This window comes from Arthrobacter sp. Y3221114, from assembly GCF_059092625.1.
Genome location: NZ_JBNHHW010000007.1, coordinates 125,807 through 151,943 on the forward strand (window position 1 = coordinate 125,807; position 26,137 = coordinate 151,943).

At 67.4% G+C, this 26,137-nt stretch carries 22 protein-coding genes and 3 tRNA genes; 6 read left to right on the forward strand and 19 right to left on the reverse strand.

From position 1 onward, the window contains the following. The first annotated feature begins 292 nt into the window (after positions 1-292). The gene (locus AC5RV3_RS15125; protein ID WP_494122826.1) at positions 293-799 is read left to right on the forward strand and encodes a murein hydrolase activator EnvC family protein; all 507 of its coding nucleotides are present in this window, start codon (positions 293-295) and stop codon (positions 797-799) included. Here the strand turns inward: AC5RV3_RS15125 and AC5RV3_RS15130 are convergent. The 6 genes from AC5RV3_RS15130 to AC5RV3_RS15155 form a co-directional block, all read right to left on the reverse strand. Further along, entirely contained in the window at positions 796-1,986 is a 1,191-nt protein-coding gene (locus tag AC5RV3_RS15130; RefSeq protein WP_494122827.1) for an acyl-CoA dehydrogenase family protein, read from the reverse strand. The two genes, AC5RV3_RS15125 and AC5RV3_RS15130, sit on opposite strands and share 4 nt — an antisense overlap. Before the next feature lie 208 nt (positions 1,987-2,194). Continuing rightward, positions 2,195-2,268 (reverse strand) — tRNA-Ile (locus AC5RV3_RS15135). 88 nt (positions 2,269-2,356) lie between these two features. After that, a complete protein-coding gene (locus AC5RV3_RS15140) occupies positions 2,357-3,553 on the reverse strand; it encodes a glycosyltransferase (RefSeq protein WP_494122828.1) in 1,197 nt (398 codons plus the stop codon). Positions 3,554-3,608: 55 nt separating this feature from the next. Next, a complete protein-coding gene (locus tag AC5RV3_RS15145) occupies positions 3,609-4,523 on the reverse strand; it encodes a DMT family transporter (RefSeq protein WP_493988113.1) in 915 nt (304 codons plus the stop codon). Between the two features lie 42 nt (positions 4,524-4,565). Further along, a complete protein-coding gene (locus AC5RV3_RS15150) occupies positions 4,566-5,195 on the reverse strand; it encodes a CDP-alcohol phosphatidyltransferase family protein (protein WP_493988112.1) in 630 nt (209 codons plus the stop codon). A 91-nt stretch (positions 5,196-5,286) separates the two neighbouring features. Next, positions 5,287-6,000, reverse strand: coding sequence for a phage holin family protein (locus AC5RV3_RS15155; RefSeq protein ID WP_494111400.1), 714 nt, complete (start codon positions 5,998-6,000; stop codon positions 5,287-5,289). A gap of 498 nt (positions 6,001-6,498) precedes the next feature. On the opposite strand from AC5RV3_RS15155, the gene AC5RV3_RS15160 reads away from it, so the two are divergent. Then, a complete protein-coding gene (locus tag AC5RV3_RS15160) occupies positions 6,499-7,917 on the forward strand; it encodes a GH1 family beta-glucosidase (protein ID WP_494122829.1) in 1,419 nt (472 codons plus the stop codon). A 49-nt stretch (positions 7,918-7,966) separates the two neighbouring features. Here the strand turns inward: AC5RV3_RS15160 and AC5RV3_RS15165 are convergent. The 9 genes from AC5RV3_RS15165 to AC5RV3_RS15205 form a co-directional block, all read right to left on the reverse strand. Continuing rightward, positions 7,967-8,039 (reverse strand) — tRNA-Asn (locus tag AC5RV3_RS15165). 116 nt (positions 8,040-8,155) lie between these two features. Next, positions 8,156-8,228: transfer RNA gene (locus tag AC5RV3_RS15170), tRNA-Asn, on the reverse strand. An 80-nt stretch (positions 8,229-8,308) separates the two neighbouring features. After that, positions 8,309-10,420: a DNA primase gene (dnaG, locus tag AC5RV3_RS15175; RefSeq protein WP_494122830.1), complete on the reverse strand. Its 2,112-nt coding sequence runs from the start codon at positions 10,418-10,420 to the stop codon at positions 8,309-8,311. Between the two features lie 109 nt (positions 10,421-10,529). Next, positions 10,530-11,825: a deoxyguanosinetriphosphate triphosphohydrolase gene (locus AC5RV3_RS15180; protein ID WP_494122831.1), complete on the reverse strand. Its 1,296-nt coding sequence runs from the start codon at positions 11,823-11,825 to the stop codon at positions 10,530-10,532. Beyond that, complete coding sequence (gene dusB, locus AC5RV3_RS15185; protein ID WP_493988107.1) at positions 11,818-12,999, reverse strand: tRNA dihydrouridine synthase DusB; 1,182 nt, start codon at positions 12,997-12,999, stop codon at positions 11,818-11,820. Before dusB ends, AC5RV3_RS15180 begins: the two co-directional genes overlap by 8 nt. Before the next feature lie 134 nt (positions 13,000-13,133). Further along, positions 13,134-13,802, reverse strand: a complete 669-nt coding sequence (locus AC5RV3_RS15190; RefSeq protein WP_494122832.1) for an HAD family hydrolase — start codon at positions 13,800-13,802, stop codon at positions 13,134-13,136. A 72-nt stretch (positions 13,803-13,874) separates the two neighbouring features. Further along, on the reverse strand, positions 13,875-15,227 hold the full coding sequence (locus AC5RV3_RS15195) for a YibE/F family protein (protein ID WP_494122833.1): 1,353 nt from the start codon (positions 15,225-15,227) through the stop codon (positions 13,875-13,877). A gap of 3 nt (positions 15,228-15,230) precedes the next feature. Continuing rightward, on the reverse strand, positions 15,231-16,139 hold the full coding sequence (locus tag AC5RV3_RS15200) for a GNAT family N-acetyltransferase (RefSeq protein WP_494122834.1): 909 nt from the start codon (positions 16,137-16,139) through the stop codon (positions 15,231-15,233). Positions 16,140-16,218: 79 nt separating this feature from the next. Beyond that, on the reverse strand, positions 16,219-17,607 hold the full coding sequence (locus AC5RV3_RS15205; RefSeq protein WP_493988103.1) for a glycine--tRNA ligase: 1,389 nt from the start codon (positions 17,605-17,607) through the stop codon (positions 16,219-16,221). 246 nt (positions 17,608-17,853) lie between these two features. Between AC5RV3_RS15205 and AC5RV3_RS15210 the strand changes: the two genes are divergently transcribed. Then, the gene (locus AC5RV3_RS15210; protein ID WP_493988102.1) at positions 17,854-18,081 is read left to right on the forward strand and encodes an RNA-binding S4 domain-containing protein; all 228 of its coding nucleotides are present in this window, start codon (positions 17,854-17,856) and stop codon (positions 18,079-18,081) included. Between the two features lie 41 nt (positions 18,082-18,122). Here the strand turns inward: AC5RV3_RS15210 and AC5RV3_RS15215 are convergent, their stop codons facing one another. Further along, positions 18,123-18,773, reverse strand: coding sequence for an alpha/beta hydrolase (locus tag AC5RV3_RS15215; RefSeq protein ID WP_494122835.1), 651 nt, complete (start codon positions 18,771-18,773; stop codon positions 18,123-18,125). 105 nt (positions 18,774-18,878) lie between these two features. Then, positions 18,879-19,940 (reverse strand): alpha/beta fold hydrolase, encoded by a 1,062-nt coding sequence (locus tag AC5RV3_RS15220; protein ID WP_494122836.1) that lies wholly within the window; start codon positions 19,938-19,940, stop codon positions 18,879-18,881. A gap of 154 nt (positions 19,941-20,094) precedes the next feature. Here AC5RV3_RS15220 and AC5RV3_RS15225 point away from each other — a divergent pair, with 154 nt between their 5' ends. Genes AC5RV3_RS15225 through AC5RV3_RS15235 form a run of 3 tightly spaced genes read left to right on the forward strand, consistent with a single transcriptional unit; the run spans position 20,095 to position 22,114 of the window. Next, complete coding sequence (locus AC5RV3_RS15225) at positions 20,095-20,937, forward strand: SGNH/GDSL hydrolase family protein (protein ID WP_494122837.1); 843 nt, start codon at positions 20,095-20,097, stop codon at positions 20,935-20,937. Positions 20,938-20,948: 11 nt separating this feature from the next. After that, positions 20,949-21,836 carry a winged helix DNA-binding domain-containing protein gene (locus AC5RV3_RS15230; protein ID WP_494122838.1) on the forward strand — a complete coding sequence of 296 codons (888 nt, stop codon included), beginning with the start codon at positions 20,949-20,951 and terminating at the stop codon, positions 21,834-21,836. A 23-nt stretch (positions 21,837-21,859) separates the two neighbouring features. Further along, positions 21,860-22,114, forward strand: coding sequence for a DNA glycosylase AlkZ-like family protein (locus AC5RV3_RS15235; RefSeq protein WP_494122839.1), 255 nt, complete (start codon positions 21,860-21,862; stop codon positions 22,112-22,114). A gap of 10 nt (positions 22,115-22,124) precedes the next feature. Here AC5RV3_RS15235 and AC5RV3_RS15240 read toward each other — a convergent pair whose 3' ends face one another. Both AC5RV3_RS15240 and AC5RV3_RS15245 read right to left on the reverse strand, forming a co-directional pair. Further along, on the reverse strand, positions 22,125-25,250 hold the full coding sequence (locus AC5RV3_RS15240) for an alpha-mannosidase (RefSeq protein ID WP_494122840.1): 3,126 nt from the start codon (positions 25,248-25,250) through the stop codon (positions 22,125-22,127). A gap of 29 nt (positions 25,251-25,279) precedes the next feature. Then, complete coding sequence (locus tag AC5RV3_RS15245; RefSeq protein WP_494122841.1) at positions 25,280-26,134, reverse strand: carbohydrate ABC transporter permease; 855 nt, start codon at positions 26,132-26,134, stop codon at positions 25,280-25,282. Positions 26,135-26,137: the final 3 nt, after the last annotated feature.

Genomic DNA, 26,137 nt, shown 5'->3' on the forward strand with positions numbered 1-26,137 from the left:
CTCCTGGCGTCTGTCGGCGCCGCCGGCACGGCGGCGCAGGTGCCCGGACCGGTTTCCCGGACCGTCTGGGCACACTTCCATCGCTCACATCGAGCCGGTGGATTTCAGACACGCGTAGTCAGCCTCCGCCCGGACATGGGTCATGGACGGAAAACTGCTTCGTCCAGTGTACTACAGGCAACACCGTGTTCCCGCGCGTTCCCGCCCTCCACAGCGGCCGGCGCCAAGGGGTTGGGCACACCGTCCTGCGCCGCCGTGGCACGCACCGGCGGCAGCGGCGACGATCGGCTGCATGACCCCGTCCTTGTTCCGCTGGGCAGCCGCCGCGGCCTCTGCCGTGCTGCTTGCCGCGGCCGGTTCGCCCGAGCCGGCCGGCCTGCCCTCTTATTCGCCGCCGTGGAGCTGGCCTGCCAGCCCGCAACCCGTCGTCGTGCGCGGCTTTGAACCGCCGCCCGAGCCCTGGCTGGGCGGCCATCGCGGCGTCGATTTGGCGGTTCCGGCCGGGACGACCGTCCTCTCCCCCGCCGCTGGCCGGGTCAGTTTCTCAGGCCGGGTCGTCGACAGGCCGGTGATCACCATCGATCATGGCAACGGCCTGCGCAGCAGCCTGCTGGCCGTGGCGTCCGAACTGCGGGCCGGAGATACCGTTTCGGCGGGCGATCCGGTGGGAACGGTGGCCGCGAGCAGCCATTGTGCCTGCCTGCATTGGGGCGTCCGCCGCGGTGACGCCTACATCAACCCCCTGCAGTTCGTCATGGACCTGCGGCCTTCGGTACTGCTGCCGGTACCCGATGGCTAAACGAACGCCGCCAGCCCGGTGATCGCCCGGCCGGCCACCAGGGAGTTGATTTCGTGGGTTCCTTCGTAGGAGTAGATGGCCTCGGCGTCGGCAAAAATCTTGGCCATTTCGTAGTCGGCGACAATGCCGTTGCCGCCCAGGATGTTGCGGCCCAGTGCAACGCTTTCACGCATCCGGGCAGTGGTGAACGCCTTGGCGAGTGCGGACTGCTCGTCCTTGGCCTGGCCTGCGTCTTCCAGCTGCGCAAGGCGGACCATCATGCCCATCGACGCCACCGTGTTGCCGAGAATCTGCACCAACTGGTCCTGCACCAGCTGGAACGAGGCCAACGGCCTTCCGAACTGGTGCCGCTCGACCGCATAGCGCCGCGCCACATCGAAGGCAGCCATCTGCTGCCCCACTGCCTGCCATGCCACGGCGAGCCGCGTCACCTTCAGCACCTTGTTGGTGTCCCGGAAGCTGTTGGCGCCCTTGAGATGGAAATCATCGGGGACCACCACATTCTCCAAGGTGATGTCCGCGTTCTGCACGGTGCGGAGGCTGATCTTGTTCTCGATCTTCGTCGCGCCGTAGCCGGGGGTGGCCGTGTCCACCAGGAAGCCCTTGACTTGGTTGTCGGCCAGGTCGCGTGCGTAAATCACGACCCAGTCCGAGAATGTCGCGTTGCCAATCCAGCGTTTGGCCCCGTTCAGCACCCAGTTGGCCCCGTCCCGCCGGGCCGTGGTGCGCGTGCCGCCGGCGACGTCGGAGCCACCGAGCGGTTCCGTCAGCCCGAAAGCGCCGATCTTCTTGAGGGCGTAGATGTCCGGCAACCAGGCCTCTTGCTGCTCCTTCGACGCGAGGGCTTCGATCGATCCGGCGAACAGGCCGTCGTGGACCCCCAGGAACGTGGCAATGGAAGTGTCTGCGCGGGTGAACTCCGCGTGCACGAGGCCGGCGAACAAGTTGGAATTGCCCTGCCGCCTGACCGGGCTGACCACATCAAGGTCCGCCAGTTTCGGGATGATCTCCAGGGGGAACTCCGCCCGGTTCCAGCAGTCGACGGCGATGGGGCGGACTTCCTTGGCCAGCCAGTCGCGGATGTCATGCAGCCGCGAACGTTCGTGTTCCGAGAGCATCTCCTCGAAGGCGTAGAAGTCGCCATCGGCGTAGGGGAGGTCGTTCGGATCGATGACGCGCTGGCCCATAGTGGCTTCCTTTTCTGTGAACAGGTCGCGGTCCCGGGCAGGAGGCCACGGGGAAAACAATAAGTTACTGAGCAGTAACTTAGCGCAAGACCGGCAATCGGGCAACGGCCGAAGGGGTCGACGCCCGCTCCGGTCGCGACCTCGTGGGGGTTTGGCCGGCGGCACGACGAAGGCCCCGGACCATCTGGTCCGGGGCCTTCGCTAAACGTAGGGCGGGTGGGGCTTGAACCCACGACCAAAGGATTATGAGTCCTCTGCTCTGACCGGCTGAGCTACCGCCCCTCGCTGCCGGACAGTGCCCCGCAGAGCGGGGACCGTTACCGGCACCTTAGACATACTAAGTCCTCCCGGCCGGCAGGCGCACGTTGGCCTAGTCGAGGTAGTCGTCCGCCGAGGCGCCGCGGTAGAGCTGCTCAAAGGTGTCCATGGTCTTATCGATACCGTGCCGCATCGCCTTCGCGTGGCTGGCTTCGCCCATGGCCTCCAGCCGCTCGGGGCTCTGGCCTAGTACGGCGTTGAGCTTTGCCGCCAGATCGGCGGGATCGCGCGGGGCAAACAAGTAGCCATTGACCCCGTCGTCCACCAAGTGCGGCAAGGCCATCGCATTGGCCAGCACCACCGGCTTGCTGGCGGACATTGCTTCCAGGGACACCAGCGATTGCAGTTCGGCGGTTCCGGGCTGGCAAAACACAGCCGAGCGCAGGTACGCCTTGCGCAGTTCGGCGTCGTCCACATGGCCCAGGAATGCGACCCTGCGGCCGAGCCCCATCGCCGCAACCCTCGCTTGGAGGTTCTTCCGCTCGTCGCCGTCGCCGATGATCTCCAGGCGGACATTCAGCGCGGGATCCGTCATGGCCAGCGCCTCGATCAGCGTGTCCACGTTCTTTTCCACCGCCAGCCGGCCCACAAACAACACCGTGGGGTGTTCCGGCCTCTCGATCGTTTCCCCGGGGGCCAACTCATAGGCAGCCGCGTCGATGCCGTTGGACAGGGGCATCACCTTGTGCAGGAACGCGTGATCACGCATCGCCTTGGCGGCCAGCGGCGTCGGCGTCGTCACCACGGCGGCCTTGCCCATGATCTTGCCCATGTCGCGCCAGGAATTCTTCGCCACAATGTCTAGGAACCACTGCGGGAAAGGCAGGAACGGCTCCAGGTTCTCCGGCATGAAGTGGTTGGTCGCGATGGTGCGGATGCCCCGTCGCACTGCTTCGGCAATGGTGGCCTGTCCGATCATATAGTGGCACTGGATGTGCACTACGTCCGGCTGGACCTCATCGAATATCCGCTTGATGTCCCGCCTGATCTCCCAGGGAAAACAGATGCGCCAGGTCTCATGCGTCGGCACCGAGTGGGAGCGGAGCCGGTGCACCTTGGCCTCCGGACGGTGCTCCACGAAGGTCGGGCCCTTGTCGTACCGCCCCGCGATGATGTCAACGCCGTGTCCGCGCTTGGTCATCGCCGTGGCCAGCCGGAACCCGAAGACGGCCGCTCCGTTGACATCCGGCGGGTAGGTATCGGCTGCAATCAGGATCTTGAGGGGTTTCGGTCCGATGTCGTCGCTCACCTGCGGCAGGACTCCTTGGTTCGTTGTCACGGTATTCTTCATCGGTGTCGGGGCCCTATGGTTTCTTTCCCGAGGCTTGGGCCCGGCGCCGGGCTTCTTCCTTTTTCTGCAAGACGTCCGGATGGTGCCTCGAGAGGGCAATGACCCCAACAATAGCAACCAAACCTGCCCCCACCATGCCAATCGCAAACACCGGTTCGACGTCGGGCCTGAGCTCTCCGAGGATGAAAATGCCGATCGCGATGCCCACCAGCGGATCGATCACTGTCAGCCCCGCGATGACCAGATCGGGCGGGCCACTGGAGTAGGCACTCTGGACAAACCAAGCCCCCAGGCCGCCCGCTGCGGCGACTGCGATGACCGTGTAGATCGGCACGTTCGCGATGAAACCGCCGCCGGGCTCCAGGAGCCGCAGGCCAATAATCCTTACCAGCACGGCGACGAAGCCGAACAGCATGCCGGCTCCCAGGATGTAAGCGAAGGCGTTCAGCCTGCGCCGGAACATCAGTTCCAGCGAGAGGAAGACTGCAACGACCACGGCCAGCAGCAGGACCGCTGAGAGTTCCTCCTCTGCCCGTACCCGATGGCTGGCGCCGGTGACGTTGACGGCCAGCAGCACGAAAACGGCGCTTCCGGCCACACAGGCCGAGATCGCTACCACCGTCACGCGGTTTAGCCGGATCCCTTGGTCTTTGGAATTGATGATCGTGGTGATGACCAAGGCGATGGCGCCGATTGGCTGGACGACGGTCAGCGGCGCGCTCACCAAGGCAACCACGTTCAGTCCCATTCCGACGACCAACAACAGCAGTCCCAGGACCCAGCGGGGGTTGCGGAGCATCCGCAGCAAACCGGAGACGCTCATCGCCAGGCCGCCGGTATTGGCTTGGACGGCACTGGCTTGGCGCTGGGTGCCGAGGGCGAGGAAGAAGGCGCCGAGCAAGGCACAGAAGATTGCTAACCAGACCATGGGGTCCCGTCAGGAGATGTCCGCTGCCGCCCGGATTCCGGATCAACCACGGTGTGGATCGTCCTGGCCGACCGCGCGCTGGCGCTTGTACTTGCCCCATGCCGCCCGCATGTAGCCCAGCCAGGCGAGGACGTGCCCAACACAGCCCGCGGCCAGGATGACGTAGGCCAAAATCAGCAGCCAGTCGTGGCCGAAGCCTTCCACCCGATGGAGCAGCAGCAGCGGAGTTCCCACCAGCAGCAAGGCGGTCCGGATCTTGCCGATGTCGGTGACGGGAAGGTCGGGGCTGCCATGGAACAGGAGCAGCGAGAACACGAGCAGGATCGCGTCCGGGATGATGATGGACAGCAGCAGCCACCACGGGGCAATGCCGGCAGCGACGAACGTCGTGGCCACGATGATGAGGGCCAGCCGGTCGGCAACCGGATCGAGCCACTTGCCGACCGAGGAGACTTGGTCGAGGCGACGGGCAATGTAGCCGTCGACCCAGTCCGTGGACCCCAGCACCACCAGCGTGATGGTGGCTGCCCCGTAGGACTGTCGGGCGATCAACCAGACAAACAGCGGCACTGCGAGGAAACGCAGCACGGTGATGAGGTTCGGGATGGTCCAGAACGTGTGCAGCTCACGGTACTCGAAGTCGCGCCGCGTCCCGGCACCGATGATCCTCAAACGCTGTCCCTCCCCTCAGTCGTCGTTCCACGCTGGGCAGCCGACTGCGCTGCAGCCGGCTCCCGTGCCGCCGTGCGGCGGTCAGGAATTCTTATTTTTGCAGCAGCCGCCGGAGCATGACGCCCATCGCGGTCAGCGAGACCGCCAGCGTCGCCAACGGCTTCCAACGCTCCCGCAGCTCTGGGCCGGCCTCGCTTACGGCCTCGTTCACGGCCTCGGCACCTGCCACGAGGCGCTCGGTGGCAGCGTCTGCCACATGCTTCGCCCGGCGCTTTGCCTGCTCTGCACGGGGCCGGGGGTCGACCCGGCGGCCGAGATCGTCCCTGACTGCCGCCAAATGGTCGCGGCGCTCGGCCGTACGGGCACGCAGTTCGTCCATCGTTGGTGCCGGCGCCTTGGCTTCCTTGCGCTCTGCCTTTTCCGCCTTGGTCTCCTTCTCGGGCTTTTCATCCAGTGTCGCCGGATCGAAGCTGCTGCCCTCACGCAACACTCCGACGTCGTACTTGACGCCGCGGATCGCCTCGGCGGGCACGAGCGGCATGGCCTTCTTGCCCCTCGAGATTCCAATGAGCGCCAGGATACCGCCCAGGATCAGGAACACGGCTGCGACGATCAGCGCCGCCAGCCATGCCGGCATGATGAGCGCCAGTCCCATGATTGCCGCTATCAGAAGGGAAATGACCATGAAGACCAGGAACACCAGCGCGGCCGCCAGGATCGCAGCCGCGATACCTGCCTTGACGCCCTTCCCCTTGAGCTCGAGTACGGCCAGCGAGAACTCGTCCTGAATCTGGCGGGGGGTCAACTGGCCGGCGAGCCGCGCAAGTCCCGGCGTCGACAACCTCGCACCGGCAGTGGTGCTCCCGGGCTGCCCGACACGGGCAGCCGTGGTTCCGGGCGGACGTAACCCGGTTACGGTGCTTCCGGGATTCCTCGCACCGGCTGCGGTGCTCCCGGCAATCGTCGCACCGGTGGCGGTGCTCCCGGGATTCCTCGCACCGGTGGCGGTGCTTCCGGAATTGCTCGCACCGGTGGCGGTGCTCCCGGACATCCTCGCACCGGTTGCGGTGCTTCCGTGGCTTTCCGGACCGGTCATGGGCTCTGCCTCCATCATTGTCGGTAGTGCGCGAGTGTCCACACCTTCAAATTATCATTCTGCCCCAGTCTGCCCCCTCAGCCGTAGGGAGGACATTCACCGGAGGGCTGTGGAACAAAAAATAAGAGTAAACGCTTACGTTCGTCTCCCCGCCGAACTAGGCTGGCAGGCAGTCCGTGTCGATGCTGCGTTTGCGTAAGGGATGGGATGAGCAAGGGCCTGCAATTTCCGAAGCAATTCCTGTGGGGCGCCGCGACTGCCGCATACCAAATCGAAGGCGCGTCCCACGACGACGGGCGCACCGATTCCATCTGGGATGCCTTCTGCCGGCTGCCCGGAGCCATCGTGGGCGGCGAGACCGGCGAAAGGGCCTGCGACCACTACCACCGCTACCGCGAGGACGTCGCCCTGATGTCCTCCCTGAACCTGGGTGCTTACCGGTTTTCCACGTCGTGGCCGCGGGTTAAACCGGACGACGCGGCAGTGAATCCCGCCGGCCTGGGTTTCTATTCACGCCTGGTGGACGAGCTGTGTGCGGCGGGCATCAAGCCATGGCTCACGCTGTACCACTGGGATTTGCCGCAGGCGCTGCAGGAGAACGGCGGCTGGGCGAACCGGGACACCGCCTACCGCTTCGCGGAGTATGCCCTGGCGGTCCATGAGGCGCTCGGCGACCGGCTACGCGTCTGGACCACGCTCAACGAGCCATGGTGCTCGGCTTTCCTCGGCTATGGTTCGGGCGTCCACGCCCCGGGAATCCAGTCGCGGCCGCAGGCCTTGGCCGCCATGCACCACCTGCTGCTGGGACACGGGCTGGCCACCGGGGAACTGCGCCGCCGTGATCCGGCTGCCGAGCTCGGCCTCACCCTGAACTTCACGGTGGCGGATCCCCTGGACCCGGAGGATCCCGTCGATGTCGACGCCGCCCGCCGTATCGATGGCCAGTTCAACCGCGCTTTCCTGGACCCCGTCTTCCGCGGTTCGTACCCGGCGGATTTTCTGCTGGACGTGGAGCCGTACGGACTGGACGCCAGGATCCGGGACGGGGACCTGGAACTGATCGGAACCAGGATCGACGCCCTGGGGGTCAACTACTACCACGGACAGGCAGTGACCGGGCACCCCCGCCCGGATGCGGAAAACACGCATGCCGCCCCGGTCGAGCGGCCGGTTGCGCCGCCCTACCCCGCGGCCGACCATGTCAGTTCCGTTTCCCGCGGGCTGCCCACGACGGCGATGGGTTGGGAAATCCAGCCGGAAGGACTGCACCGGCTGCTCATCCGCTTGCAGGACGAGTACAGCGGGCCGGCCGGGACGGGACTCTTCGTCACTGAGAACGGGGCTGCCTTCGACGACGAGGTCGCTGCCGACGGGGCCGTGCATGACCGGCAGCGGCTGGAGTTCCTGCGCGCGCACATCATCCAATGCCACCGTGCGATCCAGGACGGGGTGGACCTGCGGGGCTACTTCGGCTGGTCGCTGATGGACAACTTCGAATGGGCCTGGGGCTACCGAAAGCGCTTCGGCCTGACCCGGGTGGACTACGACACGCTGGAGCGCACCGTGAAGGACAGCGGCCGCTGGTTTGCGCAAGTCGCGGCAGGGAACCGGGTGGCCTCGGCGTAGCCAAAAAAAATCCCGCAACCGGCGCGCGGTGCGGGATTTTGCCTTGCAGCTCCCCCGACTGGACTCGAACCAGTAACCCTTCGATTAACAGTCGAATGCTCTGCCAATTGAGCTACGGGGGATTGAAGCGAGTAAAACTCTAGCAGGACGGCCGGGTGGAGACGAAATCGCCTGCCACCGAGGCCCGGACGCACAGGATCCCCGCCTTCGGACGAAGACGGGGATCCTGGTTTGTCCGCTCCCCCGACTGGACTCGAACCAGTAACCCTTCGATTAACAGTCGAATGCTCTGCCAATTGAGCTACGGGGGAAAGCTGCCATCCGCCAATCGGCGGTTTGACCTCCAACAGCATACTCAATGCAGGCCGGAACTTGCCAATTGGAGGCGGGCCTACTCCGCGCGAAGGGCCCGCCGCTGCATCTCCAGTTCCATTAGTTCACGGTTGATCTGTTGGAAGCTCGCGGGATCTGACGCCGGATCCATCCGTTGCAACTGGCCCAGCTTGTCGGCCTTCAGGTGGGTGATCTGCAGGTCCTGCAGCCGGTTCAGGATGCCCCGGCAATACAGCCGCAGGGCGTCGTCGTTCTGCGCAGGCAGCGGGGTCACCGCAAGTTCCGAGACGAAAGTGCGCAGCTCCTCCGGGACCTCCTGGCGGATCGTCTCCACCCACTGCGACGGGGTGGCACCGGAAACGCCGGCCGCCCGGACGGCGCCGTGGATGGCCACGTGCACGGGCGCCAGGAAGCGGGCCTGCATGAACTGTTCCCACTGGTTGGCATCAAGGAGGCCGGGCTGCTGGACCGCCACTTCCAGTGCCTGGTGTTCCAAGCGGACCACGGGATCACGCAGGTCCGGGCGCGGAAAGGCCGGGGGCGCCGCATACTGGCCGGCATCCCGGGCGTAGGCCGCTTCACCGCCGGCATCGGTGTCCCGGCCGTAGCCGTGCTGCGCAGCGTGCCCGTAGGCAGGCTGGCCCTGGCTGTTCTGTTGCCGGCGGGAAGCATTTCCCGGATTCCGCGCGTCCTCCCGACCGTGCGGGCCGCCGTCGCCTCGTCGGTCCCGTGCGGTCGACTGCTGCGTGCCGCGGTTCGGTTCCTGTCCGCGGTCCTGCTGGCCCCGCTCGGGGCCTGCCGACCGGGCCCCGGATTCCTGTCCCCGTTTCGCGGCTCCGGCCACGGCGCGGGTGACATCGTCAATGTCCATGCCCAGCCAGCCGGCAAGTTCACGCGAGTAGCCGGGCCGCATGGCCGGGTCCCTGATTTCGGCAACCACCGGGGCGGCGGCCCGCAGGGCCTGGACCCTTCCTTCGACCGTGTCCAGGTTGAACTTCTTCAAGGTGGCCTTGATCGCGAACTCGAACAGCGGGCGGCGGGAGCTGATCAGCTCGCGCACCGCACCTTCGCCGTGGCTCAAGCGCAGGTCGCATGGATCTGCGCCGCTCGGCTCGACGGCTACGTAGGTCTGGGCAACGAAGCGCTGGTCTTCCTCGAAGGCCCGCAGCGCGGCCTTTTGGCCCGCCTCGTCGCCGTCGAAGGTGAAGATCACTTCGCCCCCGGTCCCGTCATCGGAGAGCAGGCGCCGGGCAATCTTGATGTGGTCGGTGCCGAAGGAGGTGCCACAGGTCGCCACGGCCGTCCGGATGCCCGACAGGTGGCAGGCCATCACGTCCGTGTAGCCCTCCACGACCACCAGTTGGCGGCTGCGGGCGATGTCCCGTTTGGCCAGGTCGATTCCGTACAGGACCTGTGACTTCTTGTAGAGCACCGTCTCCGGCGTATTGAGGTATTTGGGCCCCTGGTCGTCCTCGAAGAGCTTGCGGGCACCAAACCCTATGGTGGCCCCCGTCAGGTCGCGGATGGGCCAGATCAGCCGGCCGCGGAAGCGGTCATAGATCCGGGCGTTCCGGCCGTCGGATCCGTCCGATCCGCCGGAAAACATGCCGGTCATCCGCAATTCGTCCTGGGTGAAGCCGCGGCCGGTCAGGTGCTTGAGCAGGCCGTCCCAGCCCTGCGGGGCATAGCCCACGGCGAACTGCTCTGCGGCAGCCTGGTCGAAGCCACGCCCGGAGAGAAACTCCCGTGCCGTCGCGGCACCCGGGCCCTGGAGCTGCTCCCGGAAGAACTCCGCGGCAACCTTGTGGGCGTCCAGCAGCCGCTGCCGCTTGCCGACGTCCTCCCGGCGGGGACCGGTGCCGCCGTCTTCGTACCGGAGCGTGTAGTTGATCCGGTGGGCGAGCTTCTCCACGGTCTCGGAGAACGTGGTGTGATCCATCTTCTGCACGAAGGAGATGACGTCACCGCCCTCGCCGCAGCCGAAGCAATGGTACGTGCCCACCTGCGGACGGACGTGGAACGACGGCGATCGCTCGTCGTGGAAGGGACACAGGCCCTTGAACGAACCGATGCCGGCCGACTTCAGCGTGACGTAGCCGTCGACGACTTCCTTGATGTCGGTACGCTGGCGGACTTCATCGATGTCTTCGCGCTTAATGAGTCCGGCCATGCTCCTATCGTATGCAGCCGCGCCAAATCGGCGGCGGAACCGCCTGCCGCTGGTGACGGTGGCGCCGCCGCAGCCGCCTGTGGAGGGAGGCTGCCGCCGCCCGCGCCCCTCACAGCAGGGTGCGGTGGGCCCCCATCAGGCGTTCGTGCAGCGCCAGGGCCGAGACATCGGTGAGCGAGGCGATCTGGTCAATGACCACGCGCAGGCGGCCGCCGTCGTCGTCCGCATCCCGCCAATCCGAGGCGAAGGGTTCCTCCAGATGCTTCTCCCCCGTGGCGTGCAGCTCGCTGACCAGGTCGTGCAGGATCTCCTGCTGGTGTTCGTAGACCGGCTGGCGCAGGTCCGCGGTCATTACGAACGTGGTGGCCAGCCCCTTCATCACCGCGATCTCGGTGGCGGTCTCCTGCGGCACCACCAGCTCCGCTCCGTAGCGGGTCAGCTGCTGCGGGCCGTAGATGGAGCGGGTGGCTTCCATCGCGCTGGAACAGAAGCGGCCGATCAACTGGCTGGTCATGTCTTTGAGCGCGGCCATTGCCTTGCGGCTGCCGTCGGCCTCGCGCACCCACACGCCGGAGCGCTCCAGCCGGATGAGCGCCTCGTCCACTTCCTGGGCGTCGCTGTGGGGCAGGTACCACTGCTGGGTGTAGCCGATGACCCGGCTGCGGGTGTCGGCGCTGTCCAGCCACTTGAGCTGGATGCGTCCGGCCACGATGGCGTCTTCGACGTCGTGCACGGAGTAGGAGATGTCGTCGGCGAGGTCCATCACCTGGGCCTCCAGGCAGGAACGGCGCTCCGCGGCGCCTTCGCGCAGCCAGTTGAATACGGGAAGGTCGTCTTCGTAGGCGCCGAACTTGCTCGTGCGCTTGCCGTGGATGACCGGCGCGTCGTCGGCGGACCACGGGTACTTGCACGCCGCGTCCAGGCTGGCCCGGGTCAGGTTCAGTCCGGCCGGGGATCCGTCCGGGCGCAGGATCTTGGGCTCCAGCCGGGTCAGCAGCCGAAGCGTCTGGGCGTTGCCTTCGAAACCGCCGATGGCATGGGCCGCGGCGTTGAGCGCGGTCTCCCCGTTGTGTCCGAAGGGAGGATGGCCAAGGTCGTGGGACAGGCAGGCGGCGTCCACCACGTCGGGGTCGCAGCCCAGGGTGCGTCCCAGTTCGCGGCCCACCTGGGCCACTTCCAGGCTGTGGGTCAGCCGCGTCCGCACGAAGTCGTCGGTGTCCGGGGACACCACCTGCGTCTTGGCGCCCAGCCGGCGCAGCGCCGACGAGTGCAGGACCCGGGCCCGGTCGCGTTCGAACTGCGTCCGGTAGGTGCTCTTCGGCTCCTCCGTGTACCAGCGTTCCTGGTCGAAATCCGTGTATCCCGGCGTGGGCGGGGCCGGGCGCCCGGTGCGTACCTTAGCCACCGGAGACGTCCAATTCGGCGGCGGCGATCATGGCCTTGTGATCGGCGTTCAGCTCCCGGCTGGACAGCCAGCCGTCGGGCAGCGCCGGGCGTTTGGGTGAGCCGGCACGGCCCCGCGGGCCCTCGGCGTCCGCCCCCGGGTAGGGGGCGTCGGCATCCAGTTCGGCCAGCAGCTCGCGCAGCACCTCGAGGGTAGGCACCTGTGCCAGCGCGGCCCGCAGCTCCCCGCCCACCGAGTATCCCTTGAAGTACCAGGCCACGTGCTTGCGGATATCCCGCAGCGCCTTGCCCTCGTCCTCGAAGTAATCCACCAGCAGCTCGGCATGCCGGTAGAAGCTGTCCGCGACGTCCTTCAACCCGGGGCGGAAGCGCCTGTCGGTCCCTTCGAAGGCGGCCTGCAGGTCACCGAACAGCCATGGGCGGCCTTGGCATCCGCGGCCGACGACGACGCCGTCCACGCCCGTCTGTTCCACCATCCGCACCGCATCCTCGGCACTCCAGATGTCGCCGTTGCCGAGCACCGGGATATCCGGCAGGGCTTCCCGCAGTTCGGCGATCGCGTTCCAGTCGGCCTTGCCGGAGTAGAACTGGCTGGCGGTACGGCCGTGCAGTGCCACGGCGGCAACCCCGGCGTCGCGGGCAATCTTGCCGGCCTCGATGAAGGTCAGGTGCTCGTCGTCGATCCCCTTGCGCATCTTGATGGTCAGCGGCACGTTGCCCTTGGCCGCCTCGCGCGTCGCGGCCTGGATGATCGCGGTAAACAGTTCGGTTTTCCAGGGCAGCGCCGAGCCGCCGCCGCGGCGGGTGACCTTCGGCACCGGGCAGCCAAAGTTCAGGTCGATGTGGTCGGCGCGGTCTTCCTCCACCAGCAGCCGGACGGCGGCACCGACGGTTTTGGGGTCCACGCCGTAGAGCTGGACGGACCGCACGTCCTCGTCCTCGTCGTGCGAGATGATCCGCATGGATTCCCTGTTGCGTTCGACCAGCGCGCGGGACGTGACCATCTCCGCCACGTACAGGCCGCCGCCGTACTGGCGGCAGAGCCGGCGGAACGCCTTGTTGGTGATGCCGGCCATGGGGGCCAGCACCACCGGGGTGTCGACGGTTATCGGTCCGAGTTTGAGCGGCGGAAGCTCAAGCTTGGCGGCCGATTCGGGTGCAGCGGTAAGTGTCACCCCACCATTCTCTCAAAACCGGGCAAATCCGTCCGCCGGCACCCGCGCCTGTGGACCGGCCCGGTCCGCATAGCCGTTCGCCCGCGCCGCCGGGGTCCGTCCACGTCGACGGGACATCGGGACCGCGCGCGCCCTTAGCCGCGCAGGAGGCTGCCGAGGGCGCTGTCCATGAAGTGTTCCAGCAGATCCTGCGGGTCGCGGTACACCTCTGCCGCACCGGCCCGGAGCAAGGTCTCCGCGGGAGTCCCGCCGCATTCGAGGCCTATGACCGGGATTCCGAGGTCTCCTGCCGCCTGGACATCCCAGACGGCGTCTCCCACAAAAACGGTGTCTTCGGGCTGCAGGCCCGCCGCGGCCAGAGCCGCTTGCAGGATGTCCGGCGCCGGTTTGCTGTTCTCCGCGTCCGCGGAGCTAGTGGCGGCGGTGATGGACCCGTCGGCGTCGATCACGCGGCGCAGCACTTCCAGCTCCCTTTCCTCGGCGGAAGAGGCCAGCACGACGGCGAACCCCTCCGCGGCGGACCGGAGCACCAGCTCACGGGCACCGTCAAAGCGGCGCAGCGCCGGCCAAAAGGTGGAGAAGACGGTTCCGTGGGCGGCCTTGAGGTCCTCGTCCCGGGACTGGTCGCGGTCCTCGTCGAGCAGCTGTGCGATGAGCCTGCCGCCGCCCATTCCCACGCAACGGTGGATGTCCGCCATCGGGACGTCGACTCCCGCCTGCCGGAAGGCCTGCCACCAAGCCAGCACGTGCAGGTAGTTCGAGTCCACCAGCGTCCCGTCCACGTCAAACAGCACGCCTTTCATAAGCACTCCTCCTGACGACGGCGATGGTTCATGCGGCACCGGCCGGTCCGGCACAGGGCCATTGTGTGCAGTCTAGCCGCTCGGATCGGCGGGCTTGCCGTGGCCGGCCGCAGCGGCCTCGCCGGGGTCCCGGGCCCCGCCGTCGGCGTCCGGCGCGGCGCCGGCAAGGAGGTGACGGGGGCCCGACCGCTCCCCTGCCGCCACCGGTCCCCGAATGCCGGTGGCCTTGACCACCAGCACCGCGATCAGCGTGGTGATCGGGATAGCCAGCACCAGGCCGATCGAACCGACCAGGGTGCGCACTATCTCCTCGGCCAGCTCCCCGCTCGTCAGGGTGGCGAACAGCGGCCGGTCGTGGAGCGACACCAGGATCAGCACCGGAAGGGAGGCACCGGCGTAGGCGAAGGCAATGGTGTAGACGGTGGAGGCGATGTGGTCCCGTCCCACGCGCATCGCCCCGGTGAACAGGCGCTTGGCCGATGCACCCGGAGCCAGCTCGTACATCTCCCACACCGCCGAGGACTGGGTGATGGTGACATCGTTGAGCACGCCCAGCCCGGAGATGATCAGCCCGCACATGATCAGCCCCGAGACCGAGAGGCTGCCGCCCATGTTGATCAGCTGGTAGGTGTAGTCGTCGTCCACCCCGGTCAGGTACGCGGCATCGGTGGCCCAGGCCGCCAGCAGGGCGGTCACGCCCAGGCCGAACAGGGTGCCCAGCAATGCAGTGGACGTGCGCGCGGAAAAGCCGTGCGCGAAGTAAAGCACCCCGACCATGATGACCACCGAACCGATCAGCGCCAGCAGCAGCGGCGGCTTGCCTTCCATGAGGCCCGGCAGGATGAACTGCGCCAGAACCAGGAAACCGCCCGCCAGGCCCAGCATCGCGCGGAAACCCCGCCAGCGGGCCACGGCCACCACTACCAGGGCGTAGAGCACGGCCAGCAGCACCATGGGGACGCTGCGCACGAAGTCCACGAAGACGTAGGCCCCCTCCTGCCCGCCCATGACGCCCGAAAGATTCAGGTAACGGATGGTGTCGCCGGCCTCGACGCCGCGCGACGCCGCGATCTCCGGGGTGATCTCCACGGGCAGCGGCGAGCCGCCGGCGTCGGGCTGGGTATAGGCGACCAGGCACTCCTGCGCTTCCATGCCGGCGTCCACCGCGGCCTGCGAGGTGGGGCAATCTTCCAGCTCCACCCGCTGCACGGTGCCGACGTCGAAGGTCACCCCCGGTGCCGCGGCATAGGGATCGGGGACATCGGCTCCGGTTCCGGCTCCGGAGGGCCAGAGCAGGATCATGCCCACCAGGGTCAGGACGGTGACCGGCAGCAGGATGGCTGCCAGGAGCAGGTTGGCCCGGCGCCGGGCGGCCAGGGCGGCGGCGCCGGGGTTGGAGGGCCCGTGGGAGTGGCTGTGCCCCATCTGTCAGTCGCTGACGATGGAGGTTTCAGGACCCAACTGGCGTGCGAGGCCAGCGTCCAGCAACGGCTGCAGTACGGCCACCACCGCGGTCATCGAGTCATCCACCTCCAGCTGCACCGGATACTGCGCCACCAGCATGGCCAGCAGCGCACGCACCGCAGCCTCGGCGTCTTCGGCCGGCAGCGCCGTGTCGTATCCCAGCAGCACGTCTGCCGGGGCGTCCGTCCGCTCGTGCGTGTAGCTGACGGCGAAAGCCTGGATGGTGCCGCCGTCGGACTTGGGCGCACTGCGCAGCACCACCGCTCCGCCGGCCCCCGCGCTCTCGCTCAGCAGCATCTGCTGGGCGCGTCCCACGGTCATGTCTGCCCGGTCCCACACGTGGACGGAGTTGTAGAAGTCTGCCACGGCCCGGGTCAGTTCCACCGACCCGGTGGCTGCCTCCGCCAGTTGCGGACCGGTCTCCCCGAGGTCGGGCAACGGCAGCGCGCCGGGCGAGACCAGCACCACGCGCGAGCTCTGGATCTGGGTCAAACCCGAAGCCCGGGCGAAGGCGGCGCCGGAGGTGTCCGGCTCCACCTTGGCCCGCAGCTTCCGCACGCCCGACGGGGCATGCTCGGCCTCCGCGCGGAGCCTTGCCAGCAGGTCGCGCGCGACGCCGGCGCCGCGGTGGTCGCGGGCAACCTCGACGTACACCCACAGCCGGTCCGGATGCAGGCTGGTTTCGTACACGGCACCGGCTGCGACGGCTATCCCCTGGTCTTCGGCCACGATGCACCGCGACCACGGCTGGTCGGCGGACGGGCGGAGCATGGCACGAAAATGACCGGCCTGGCCGGTTTCCGGGTCGCCCCAGATCTCCAGCAAGGCCAGGTCATCGTCCTCGCGCCAGTCGCGGTAGGTCAGCTGGGCCATGGTTCTCCTTTGTGGGTGCGCTGCCCTGATCGGGCGGACGGTTGCCGAAGCTGCTACGGACGGCCTGCCCGTAGCTGGTTCAGGCTCCGATCAGGCGGGCTGCGAGATATCCTTCGACCTTGTCCAGGGAGACCCGTTCCTGCGCCATCGAATCGCGTTCACGGATGGTCACCGCCTGGTCCTCGAGCGTGTCGAAGTCCACCGTGATGCAGAACGGCGTGCCGATCTCATCCTGGCGGCGGTATCGGCGGCCGATGGCACCGGCGTCATCGAAGTCGATGTTCCAGTTCTTGCGCAGCGCCTCCCCCAGCTCCTTGGCCTTGGGCGAGAGGTCCTCGTTGCGGGACAGCGGCAGCACGGCGGCCTTGACCGGGGCCAGCCTCGGGTCCAGCCGCAGCACGGTGCGCTTGTCCACGCCGCCCTTGGCGTTCGGTGCCTCGTCCTCGGTGTAGGCGTCCACCAAAAAGGCCATGAAGGACCGTGTCAGCCCGGCGGCAGGCTCGATCACGTACGGGGTGTAGCGCTCGTTGGTGGCCTGGTTGAAGTAGCTCAGGTCGGTGCCCGAGTGCTTGGTGTGGGTGGACAGGTCAAAGTCCGTCCGGTTGGCGATGCCTTCCAGCTCGCCCCATTCCGAGCCCTGGAAGCCGAAGCGGTATTCGACGTCGGTGGTGCCCTTGGAGTAATGGCTCAGCTTTTCCAGCGGGTGCTCGAAGAGGCGCAGGTTGTCGCGCTTGATGCCCAGGTCCACGTACCACTGCAGCCGCGCGTCGATCCAGTACCGGTGCCACTCTTCGTCGGTCCCGGGCTCCACGAAGAACTCCATCTCCATCTGCTCGAACTCGCGGGTGCGGAAGATGAAGTTGCCCGGGGTGATCTCGTTGCGGAAGCTCTTGCCGATCTGGCCGATGCCGAAGGGGGGCTTCTTCCGCGAGGTGGTCAGGACGTTGTTGAAGTTCACGAAGATGCCCTGCGCGGTCTCCGGGCGCAGGTAATGCATGCCTTCTTCATGGGCGACCGGGCCCAGGAAGGTCTTGAGCAGGCCGGAGAACTCCTGGGGTTCGGTCCACTCGCCCTTGGTGCCGCAGTTGACGCAGGCGATGTCCTTCAGCCCGTTTTCCGGGGCGCGGCCCTTTTTCTCCTCGTACTCTTCTTCGAGGTGGTCGGCGCGGTAGCGCTTGTGGCAGTTGAGGCACTCCACCAGCGGGTCGGAAAAGACGTCCACGTGGCCGGAAGCTTCCCAGACCTGGCGCGGCAGGATGACCGACGAATCCAGTCCGACCACGTCGTCGCGGCCGCGGACCATCGTCTGCCACCACTGGCGCTTGATGTTTTCCTTCAGCTCGACGCCGAGCGGCCCGTAGTCCCATGCGGAGCGGGATCCACCGTAAATTTCACCAGCCTGGAACACGAAGCCGCGGCGCTTGGCCAGCGAAGTAATCGAATCGAGGGCTGATTTGGCTGCTGCCATGAGGTGGTTCTCCGTATCTCTCCAGGGCCGCTGGGTGCGGTCCGAGGGTTGTCATGGCACAGATCCGTCCGGCGGCTGCAGGCACGGATCGGCGCATAGCGAAGCTACAACGTTAGCCTACCGAAAACGGGAACCCGAACCCGAACGGCGCGGGCGCATGCGGCTCCCGCCCGGCGGCCAAGGGCCGTGAGGGGCGCGTGCCGCATCGGACGCCGCAAGCCCCGCGGCATCGGGCATGATGGTTCCATGGCTTCCGACGAAATGTATGACGTGCCGATCCGCGACGAGATGATCCGGCTGGGCCAGCTGCTGAAGCTGGCCAACCTGGCCGACGACGGGATCCAGGCCAAGGAATTCGTCGAGAACGGACTGGTCCAGGTGAACGGCGAGATCGAAACGCGCCGCGGCCGGCAGCTCCACGCCGGGGATACCGTCAGCTGCAACGGGCAAACGGTGCGCGTCAGCCGCAGCTGAGAGGCGCACCGCTTGCTCCTGCGCTTGCAGTACCTTTACTTCTACTTCGCCTGCAGCACGTTGTAGGTCAGGAACTCCTTCACGTGTGCCAGTTCCTGGGCGTTGATGCCGTGGCCGATGCCGGGATAGAGGACCTTGGTCAGGTCCACATGCTCGTTCGCCCAGGCGTGGGTGAACTCGATCTTGTCCTGGGTAATGACCTGGTCTGCCTGGTCCCGGCCCCAGAAGAGCGGCGGCTTGATCGCCTTGACCGCATCGTCGCGGAAGAAATCGTTCCCCGCGGCCGGGACGGCGAATCCGGACAGGCCGACCACCGCGGCAATCTCCTCCGGGCGGTGGCGCAGCACCGACGTGGCCACTGCCATGCCCATGGAAAAGCCCAGCACGGAGACGCTGCTGTGCTGATCCTTGACTCCATCCAGCCAGGACACCACGTCGCTGACGGCCTTCGTGACCTTGTCCACGGAAAAGTCCGGCTCGTGCATGAGGGGGAACCATGTGAAGCCAGGTCCCATCGCCACCGGTGCGCGCACGGCCGCCACGGTAAATTCCTCGGGCAGCCCGGGCACCAGACCCATCAGGTCCTGCTCGTGGGATCCGTAGCCATGGAAGAGCACGAGCAGCGGCGTCCCCGCCCGCTCCTGTTCTGACTTGGACCAGGCAACCACGGGCTGATAAGCAGTTTCAGTCATGCGGTCCATGATCGCACAGAAAGCCCATTGCTTGAAACTTAAAGCTTCTTCGGTGTCGAGTCTCCCGGGCATCGGGCACCGAACCGGTACCCGATGCCCGCCGGCCTACCCGGCTTTGCCGCTCCGTTCGATGTGTGCCGTCAGCTCGGCAACGAACCGCTCCGGATACTCCACATGCGGCGAATGTCCGCAGTCTTCCAGCAGCACCTCGGTGAAGCGCCCGCCGTTGGCCGCATACTTTTCCAGCACCGCCCGGGTCTGCGAGACCATCGGCTGCAGCGGGGCCGCCTCCTCCCCCGGCCAGCCCGGTACCGCGCCGGCCCTGCCGAGGAAGTTCAGGTCGAAAAACGAAGCGTCGGAGACGATCGCGTCACTGTCGCCGTGGATCCAGAGGATGTCCGGCTTGTCCGCCAGTTTGACAATGCCGCTGGTGTTAAAGACCCCCGGCGCCATCGTGTTCAGCACCCCCCTGCGTCCGGGAGCGAAGCCGGGCCAGTTCGACGAGGGGACGGAATCGCCCGGATAGTTGTCGGGGCCCGTCTTGGTGCTGAGCATCGATTCGACCCAGATGCGTTCGTAGGGCGATACGAATCCGGCGTGTACATAGGTCGAGCGGTACACCGACAGCGGCGAGGCAGCTGCGTCGCCGCTGGTGTCGCCTGCTTCCAACCGCGCCACGAAGTCGGGGTTGGCGCCCCCGCCGCCGGTGCCGGCGTCGTCCTCGGTGAGCCTCCGACCCTCCGGTCCCGCCGTCCCGCCGAAACCGTACGGCGAGACCGGAGCCTGCAGCGTGAGGCTGCGGACCGGATGCTCCAGCGCGTATTGCATCACCACGCCGCCGCCCATGCTCCAACCGGCCAGGTGCACGGGCGCCAGTTGCAGGGTTTCCAGTGTGGCGTGGAGGTCGTCGGAGAAGTCGCGCAGCCCGCGGCCGGCAGCCACCGGCGCTGTGTCAGTCTGGCCGAAACCCCGCAGGTCCACCGCGAGCACGCGGTAGTCTGCCGGCAGCGCCTGCATTGTCTCCTGCCAGAACAGCGAGGAGGAGACATTCCCATGCACCAGGACCACCGGGATGCCGTCGGGCCGGTCTCCGTTGCGCTCGAGAATGTTCACCGTCAGACGCTCCGTCGGCACCCGCCGCGCCACGATTCCCGCCAGCAATTCCATCTCAGCTCCTCGAGGTCGAGGCGGCCGCCGTTGGCCGCGTCAAGCACACAGTAGCCGGGAATTCCCCTGCTGACCACGACTTTCTGAAAGGTGATTCAGGTTCTGGGTCTCGCGTCCCTGTGCATCCTCCGCGGCTTCTTGGGAGAATGTACCTGTGAGTAACTTGTCCTATCCAGAAGCACAAGCGTCCATCGCCGCGGCCCGCCACCCCTGGAGCCGTTACGTTGCCCTTGGTGATTCCTTCACCGAAGGGATCGGTGATCCGGACCCCGGGAGCCCGGGCGGACACCGCGGATGGGCCGACCGCGTGGCCGAGGAACTCGCCCGCGGCCACCATGACTTCGCCTACGCCAACCTCGCGATCCGCGGCCGCCTGCTGCAGCAGATCATCGATGAACAGGTCGAACCGGCCCTGGCCCTGCAGCCGGACCTGATTTCGATCTGCGCGGGCGGCAATGATGTGATCCGGCCGGGCGGCGACCCGGACGCCCTCGCCGAGAAGTTCGATCGGGCCGTCACCCGGTTGGCAGCGTCGGGAGCCACCATCGTCCTGTTTACCGCGCCCGACATCGGCGATACCCCCGTGATCGGCAGTGTCCGCGGCAAGGCCGCCATCTACAACGAGAACCTGCGCACGGTGGCGGCCCGCCATAATGCCGTCGTGGCGGACATGTGGGCGCTGCGCCAGCTGAAGGCACCGCAAATGTGGGCCCCCGACCGGCTGCATTTCTCCCCGCTGGGACACCACACCATCGCCGCCATGGTCCTGGACGCCCTCCACGTGGAGCATTCGCTGCAGCCCGAGACGCCCAAACCGCTGCCACCGAAGAACTGGCGCACCGCCCGTACCGAGGACCTGGTGTGGGCGCGCCAGCACCTGGTCCCGTGGGTGCTGCGCCGGGTCCGGCAACAGTCCTCGGGCGACGGGATCCTGCCCAAACGACCGGCCGCCGGCCCCTTCTTCGGGCCGGGCATGCCTCCCGGAGCGGCCGGGTAGGGGGAGCAGCGGTGCAGCAGCCGAGTGCCCAGGAAGTCCGCCGTCACCGGTTGCGGGCACAGCGGCTGTGGGACAGTCCCGGGGACGACGCCGTAGCCGCCCTGCGCTGGCTGCTCGCCTTCCAATCCCAGGAATATCCCTATGCCCGCTGGTCGCTGGCCCAGCGCTGCGGCGGAGCGGCCCGGGACAACGCTGCGGACGTGGACGCGGCCATCGCCGGTGGCCGCATCCTGCGCACGCATGTGCTGCGGCACACCTGGCACTTCGTGTCCGCGGAGGACCTGCGCTGGCTGATGCTGCTCTCCGGTCCCCGTCTCAAGGCGGGGAACAAGGGCCGGGACCGGCAGCTGAGCCTGGACGAGGCGACGGTGGCGCGCAGCAACGAGGTGCTGGCCGCGGCCGTCGCGGGCGGCCGGCACCTCACCCGGGACGAGCTCGCCGCCCGGCTCGCCGATGCGGCGCTGCTCAAGGACGACGGCGCGAGGCTGAACGGCGCGACGCTGCGCGGACAGCGGCTGGGGCATCTGGTGTTCCATGCGGAAATGGATCGGGTGCTGGTGAGCGGGTCTCCGCGGACGACCGGTTCGGTCGCCGTGCAGCAGACGTACGCGGCCTTCGACGAGCGGGTGCCGCCGCTGGCCGGGGACTTCGACCGCGATGGCGCGCTGGCGCAACTGACCGGGCGTTACTTCGCCAGCCGCGGACCGGCGACCTTGAAGGACTGCTCCGACTGGTGCAAACTGCCTCAGGCGGACCTGAAGCGCGGCCTCGAAGCCGGCGGTCGGGCGGGACTGGAGCGGACCGAAATCGAGGGCGAACAACTCTGGTACTCCCCCGCCGCCGGCGGGACGGTTGCCGGCGGCGCTGCCGTGGCGATGGACACCCGCGGGCGGACCTGATCCAGTGTTACGACGAATATGTCATGGGCTATTCCAAGACCCGCGGCTATCTGGGCGGAAGCGCCCCGGCGGCGTTGGGCAGCGACGTGCCGATGCACGTGCTGCTGCTGGACGGAAGGATGGCCGGCAACTGGAGACACGTCCTCCGGCCCGGCTCGGCGGACCTGCGGCTCAAACCGCTGCGGGTCTTCACCGAGCCGGAGCGGCGGGCCGTGGACGCCGCCGTGCAACGCTACTCGGCCTTTCTGCGGCGGCCTGTCACACAGGTGTTGGCCTGACCCGCTCTTGTCAGGCGCCCGTTACGCTGCGGAAGCGGAGGGTCACCAACTGGAACGGCCGAAGCTCGAACGCGGTTGCGCGCTCCGCAGGCTGCTCCAGCCGCAGACCGTCCACGTCCAGCTCCAGCAAATCAGTGGCCGTTACCCGCGCGTAGTCAAAGCCGGCGCTGACCGTGGCTCTCGCACGGCTGCCGAAGGCCTCGTAGCAGCGCAGGATCACGTCGCCGCTTCGGTCTTCGGCCAGCTTGACCGCTTCCATGACTACTGCCCGATTGTCCACGGTAAACAGGGGTTCCACCGGGCCAGCGCCGACCCCGTGCATGTGGCGCAGAGGCAGGTTCAACCGGTAGCCCGCCTGCACGGCCTCCGGGATACCGGCACCGATCACCAACGCCGTCCGGAAGGTGTGCCCGCCTTGGTCGGCCTGCGGATCAGGGTACAGCGGCGCCCGCAGCAGCGACTGCCGCACCACGGTGGCGGGCGAAGCGGTCGGATCGGTCCGCCGGATGTCGTACCCGTACGTGCAGTCGTTGGCGACGGCGACCCCGAAGCCGGGCTCGCCCACATGCACCCAGCGGTGCGCGCAGGTTTCGAACCGCGCTGCGTCCCAGGACGTATTGCTGTGCGTGGGCCGGAAGACGTGGCCGAACTGGATCTCCGACGCTGCCCGCTCTGCGTGGAGGTCGAGCGGGAAGGCCAGCTTCAGCAGTTTCTGGCGCTCGTGCCAATCGACCGTCGTCTCGATCTCCAGCGCGCGGGAGCCGGCGGCCAGCGAGACCGTTTGCTCAACCAGCGAGGCCCCAAACCGGCGGCTGACCCGGAGCCCGGCGACCGGCACGCGGTCCGAAGGCGTGCCTGAAGGAGCCGCAGCGCAGTCACGTGGATCCGGAAGGGCGGCGTCGGAGCCCACCTTGCTGGAAAACACCTCGATGGCATGGACATCCCGCAGCTCCCGGCAAACGGACTTGTAGTGCTCCTCCAGGTCCCAGGCATCCCACATGGTCGGGGCGTCGCGGAAGAGCTGCAGGACATTCGCCTGCATGCCGGCGGGAATGACTTCCCGCCCGGTGTCCAGATGCAAGAGCGAGGAAATCAGCCCCTCGGAGTCGATCACCACCCGGAGCAGGTCGTTGGCCAGCAGCCAGCCGTCGCCGCTGGGCTCAACGCCGACGCTTAACGAGGCGCCCCGGCCGGGCTGCGGTGCCGCGCTGATGGCACCCATCGCGGACACGCCGTCCACCGGATACGGGCCGGCGTTGGCCACGGTGCTCCCGGTGCCCCGGCCGAGGAGGGCGCGCAGCGAGCCATCGATCATGCCAGCCAGTTCCGCCGCCAACAGTGCGTAGTTGGCCTCGGCTTCGCGGTGCACCCAGGCGATCGAGGATCCCGGCAGGATGTCGTGGAATTGCTGCAGCAGCACGGTCTGCCAGGCCCGCTCCAGCGCATCGTACGGATAGGGCGCGGCGCCGCGCACCGCCGCCGTCGCTGCCCAGAGCTCGGCCTCGCGCAGCAGATGCTCGCTGCGGCGGTTGCCCCGCTTGGTGCGCGCCTGCGAGGTGTACGTGCCGCGGTGGTATTCCAAATACAGCTCCCCGGACCACACCGGCGGCCTGGCATATTCTTCCTCGGCGGCCCGGAAAAACTGCTCCGGGGTGGAGAGCTGCACCCGCGGCGAGCCTTCCAGATCGGCGGTGCGGTGCGCGGCGGCGAGCATCTCGCGCGTCGGTCCGCCGCCGCCGTCGCCGTAGCCGAAGGGCAACAGTGATGTGTTTGCCGCTCCCTTCTCCGCGAAGCGCCGTTCCGCCCGGGCAAGCTCGGCCGCGGTCAGCTCGGCGTTGTAGGTATCCGCCGGGGGGAAGTGCGTGAAAATGCGGGTGCCGTCGATGCCCTCCCACCAAAAAGTGTGGTGGGGAAAGGTGTTGGTTTCGTTCCAAGAGAGTTTTTGGGTCAGGAACCAGCGGGATCCGGCAGCGCGGGCAATCTGCGGCATCGCGGCGGAATAGCCGAAGGAGTCCGGCAGCCAGACTTCCTGCGGATTGATGCCGAACTCGGCCAGGAAGAATTTCTTACCGGCAATGAACTGGCGGGCCAGCGCCTCGCCGCCGGGCATATTCGTGTCCGATTCGACCCACATCCCGCCGACCGGGACGAAACGGCCGGCCCTGACTTGCTCCGCCACCCGTGCGAACAGGTCGGGGTACGACTCCTTCAGCCAGGCGTACTGCTGCGCGGAGGAGGCGGCGAAGACAAATTCCGGGTCCGACTCCAGCAGTGCCAGGACGTTCGCGAAGGTCCGGGCGACCTTGCGCTTGGTCTCCCGGACGGGCCAGAGCCAGGCGCTGTCAATGTGGGCGTGGCCCACCGCGTGGATCCGGTGCGCGCTGCCGGCCGCCGGGGCAGCGAGCACAGGCGCCAGGACGGCCCGGCCGGCCGCCGCTGTGCCGGCGACGTCCACTGGGTCCAGCGCGTTCAGTGCGTGCTCCAACGCGCGCAGGATCCGGGCACGGCGCGGCTGCCCCGGGTCAAGCTGGAGCATGAGCTGCTCCAGCACCGTGAAGTCCTGCAGCAGTTCCCATGCGGCCGCATCGCACAGCACGATGTCGGCACGGCGGAAGGTGTAGCACGGACTGCGCCCGGACGTGGCGGGGTCCCCGAACGGCGTGGGCCGGAAGGTGAAGCCGTCGATCATGTCCGGGTTGGCCGCCGCCTCCACGAAGAGCTCGACGCCGCCGCCGGACGTGGCGTCCAGCGGAACGTAGGCGTTCCGCGGCTCGATGGCCTTGATGATCCGTCCCTGCGGAGTGTAGATCAGCCCTTCGGCCTGGAAGCCCGGGATGCCGGGCGTGAACCCCGGGTCCAGGAGCAGTTCCGGCCGATGACCGGCGTCCACGTGCCATTCCGCGGGGATCTGTCCAGTGATCCGAAACCAGGTCGTGGACCAGGCCGGACCCCACATGCTGCCCGCCGCGAAGTCCGTAAAGGTTTCCGCAGCCGCCTCCGCGAAGGGGATCGGCTCGCCGGGACCCTGCCAGGCCTGGAGCCGGACCGGCACCGCCGCGGCGTAAACGGCCGGTTGCAGCCGTTCGACCATGAACCGGCGGATCCGCGCCGAAACCTGCGCCCCGTCGTCGTGCATGGCACCGTCCTTTCGGTCAGAGCGGTTGTTCAACCCTTGACGGCGCCGGCCATGGCAAAAGAACCGCCGATCCCGCGTGACACCAGGATGTAGAGCAGCACCACCGGCACCGAGTACAGCACCGAGAACGCCGCCAGCTGCCCATAGGCTATGGCACCATGCTGGCCGAAGAAGCTGAAGATGCTCACCGCTGCCGGCTGCTTGGCGGAAGAGAGCAGCAGGATGAAGGGAACAAAGAAGTTCCCCCACGCTTGGATGAAGACGAAGATGAAAACCACCGCCAGCCCCGGACGCATGAGCGGAACCACGATCCTGGCGAGGGCGTTCATCGCCGAGGCACCGTCCACCCAGGCCGCTTCTTCCAGGCTGACCGGGACCGAATCCATAAAATTCTTCGTCATCCAGATCGCCATCGGCAGTGATGATGCCGCCATGAAGAACGTGGTGGCCGCCAGCGAGTCCAGGAAGTTCAATTGCACGAACAGGCCGTAGACCGGAACCATGATCGCCGTGACCGGCAGGCAGGTTCCGAAGAGCACGACGTACAGGAACGGTTTGTTGAACCGCATCTGGTAGCGCGAGAGCGGGTAAGCGGCCAGCACGGCCGCCAGCACTGTGACCACGGCCGTACCGCCGGCAAGCATGAAGCTGTTGAGCAGCGGAACGAAGGTCAGGTCTGCGGTGAGCACCGCGGCGTAATTGGCCACCGAGATAGCGGACGGGAGCCGGGTCTGGTAACTGGCCTGTGCATCGAGCGACGCCAGGAGCAGCCAGCTCAACGGCAGCAGGAAGCAGGCGGCGACGACCAGCAGCGAGATGTTCGCCAGCACGGCAACGGTAGTTCCCCGGCCGGAGGCCACGGACAACGGTCCGGAGCGGTTCATCTG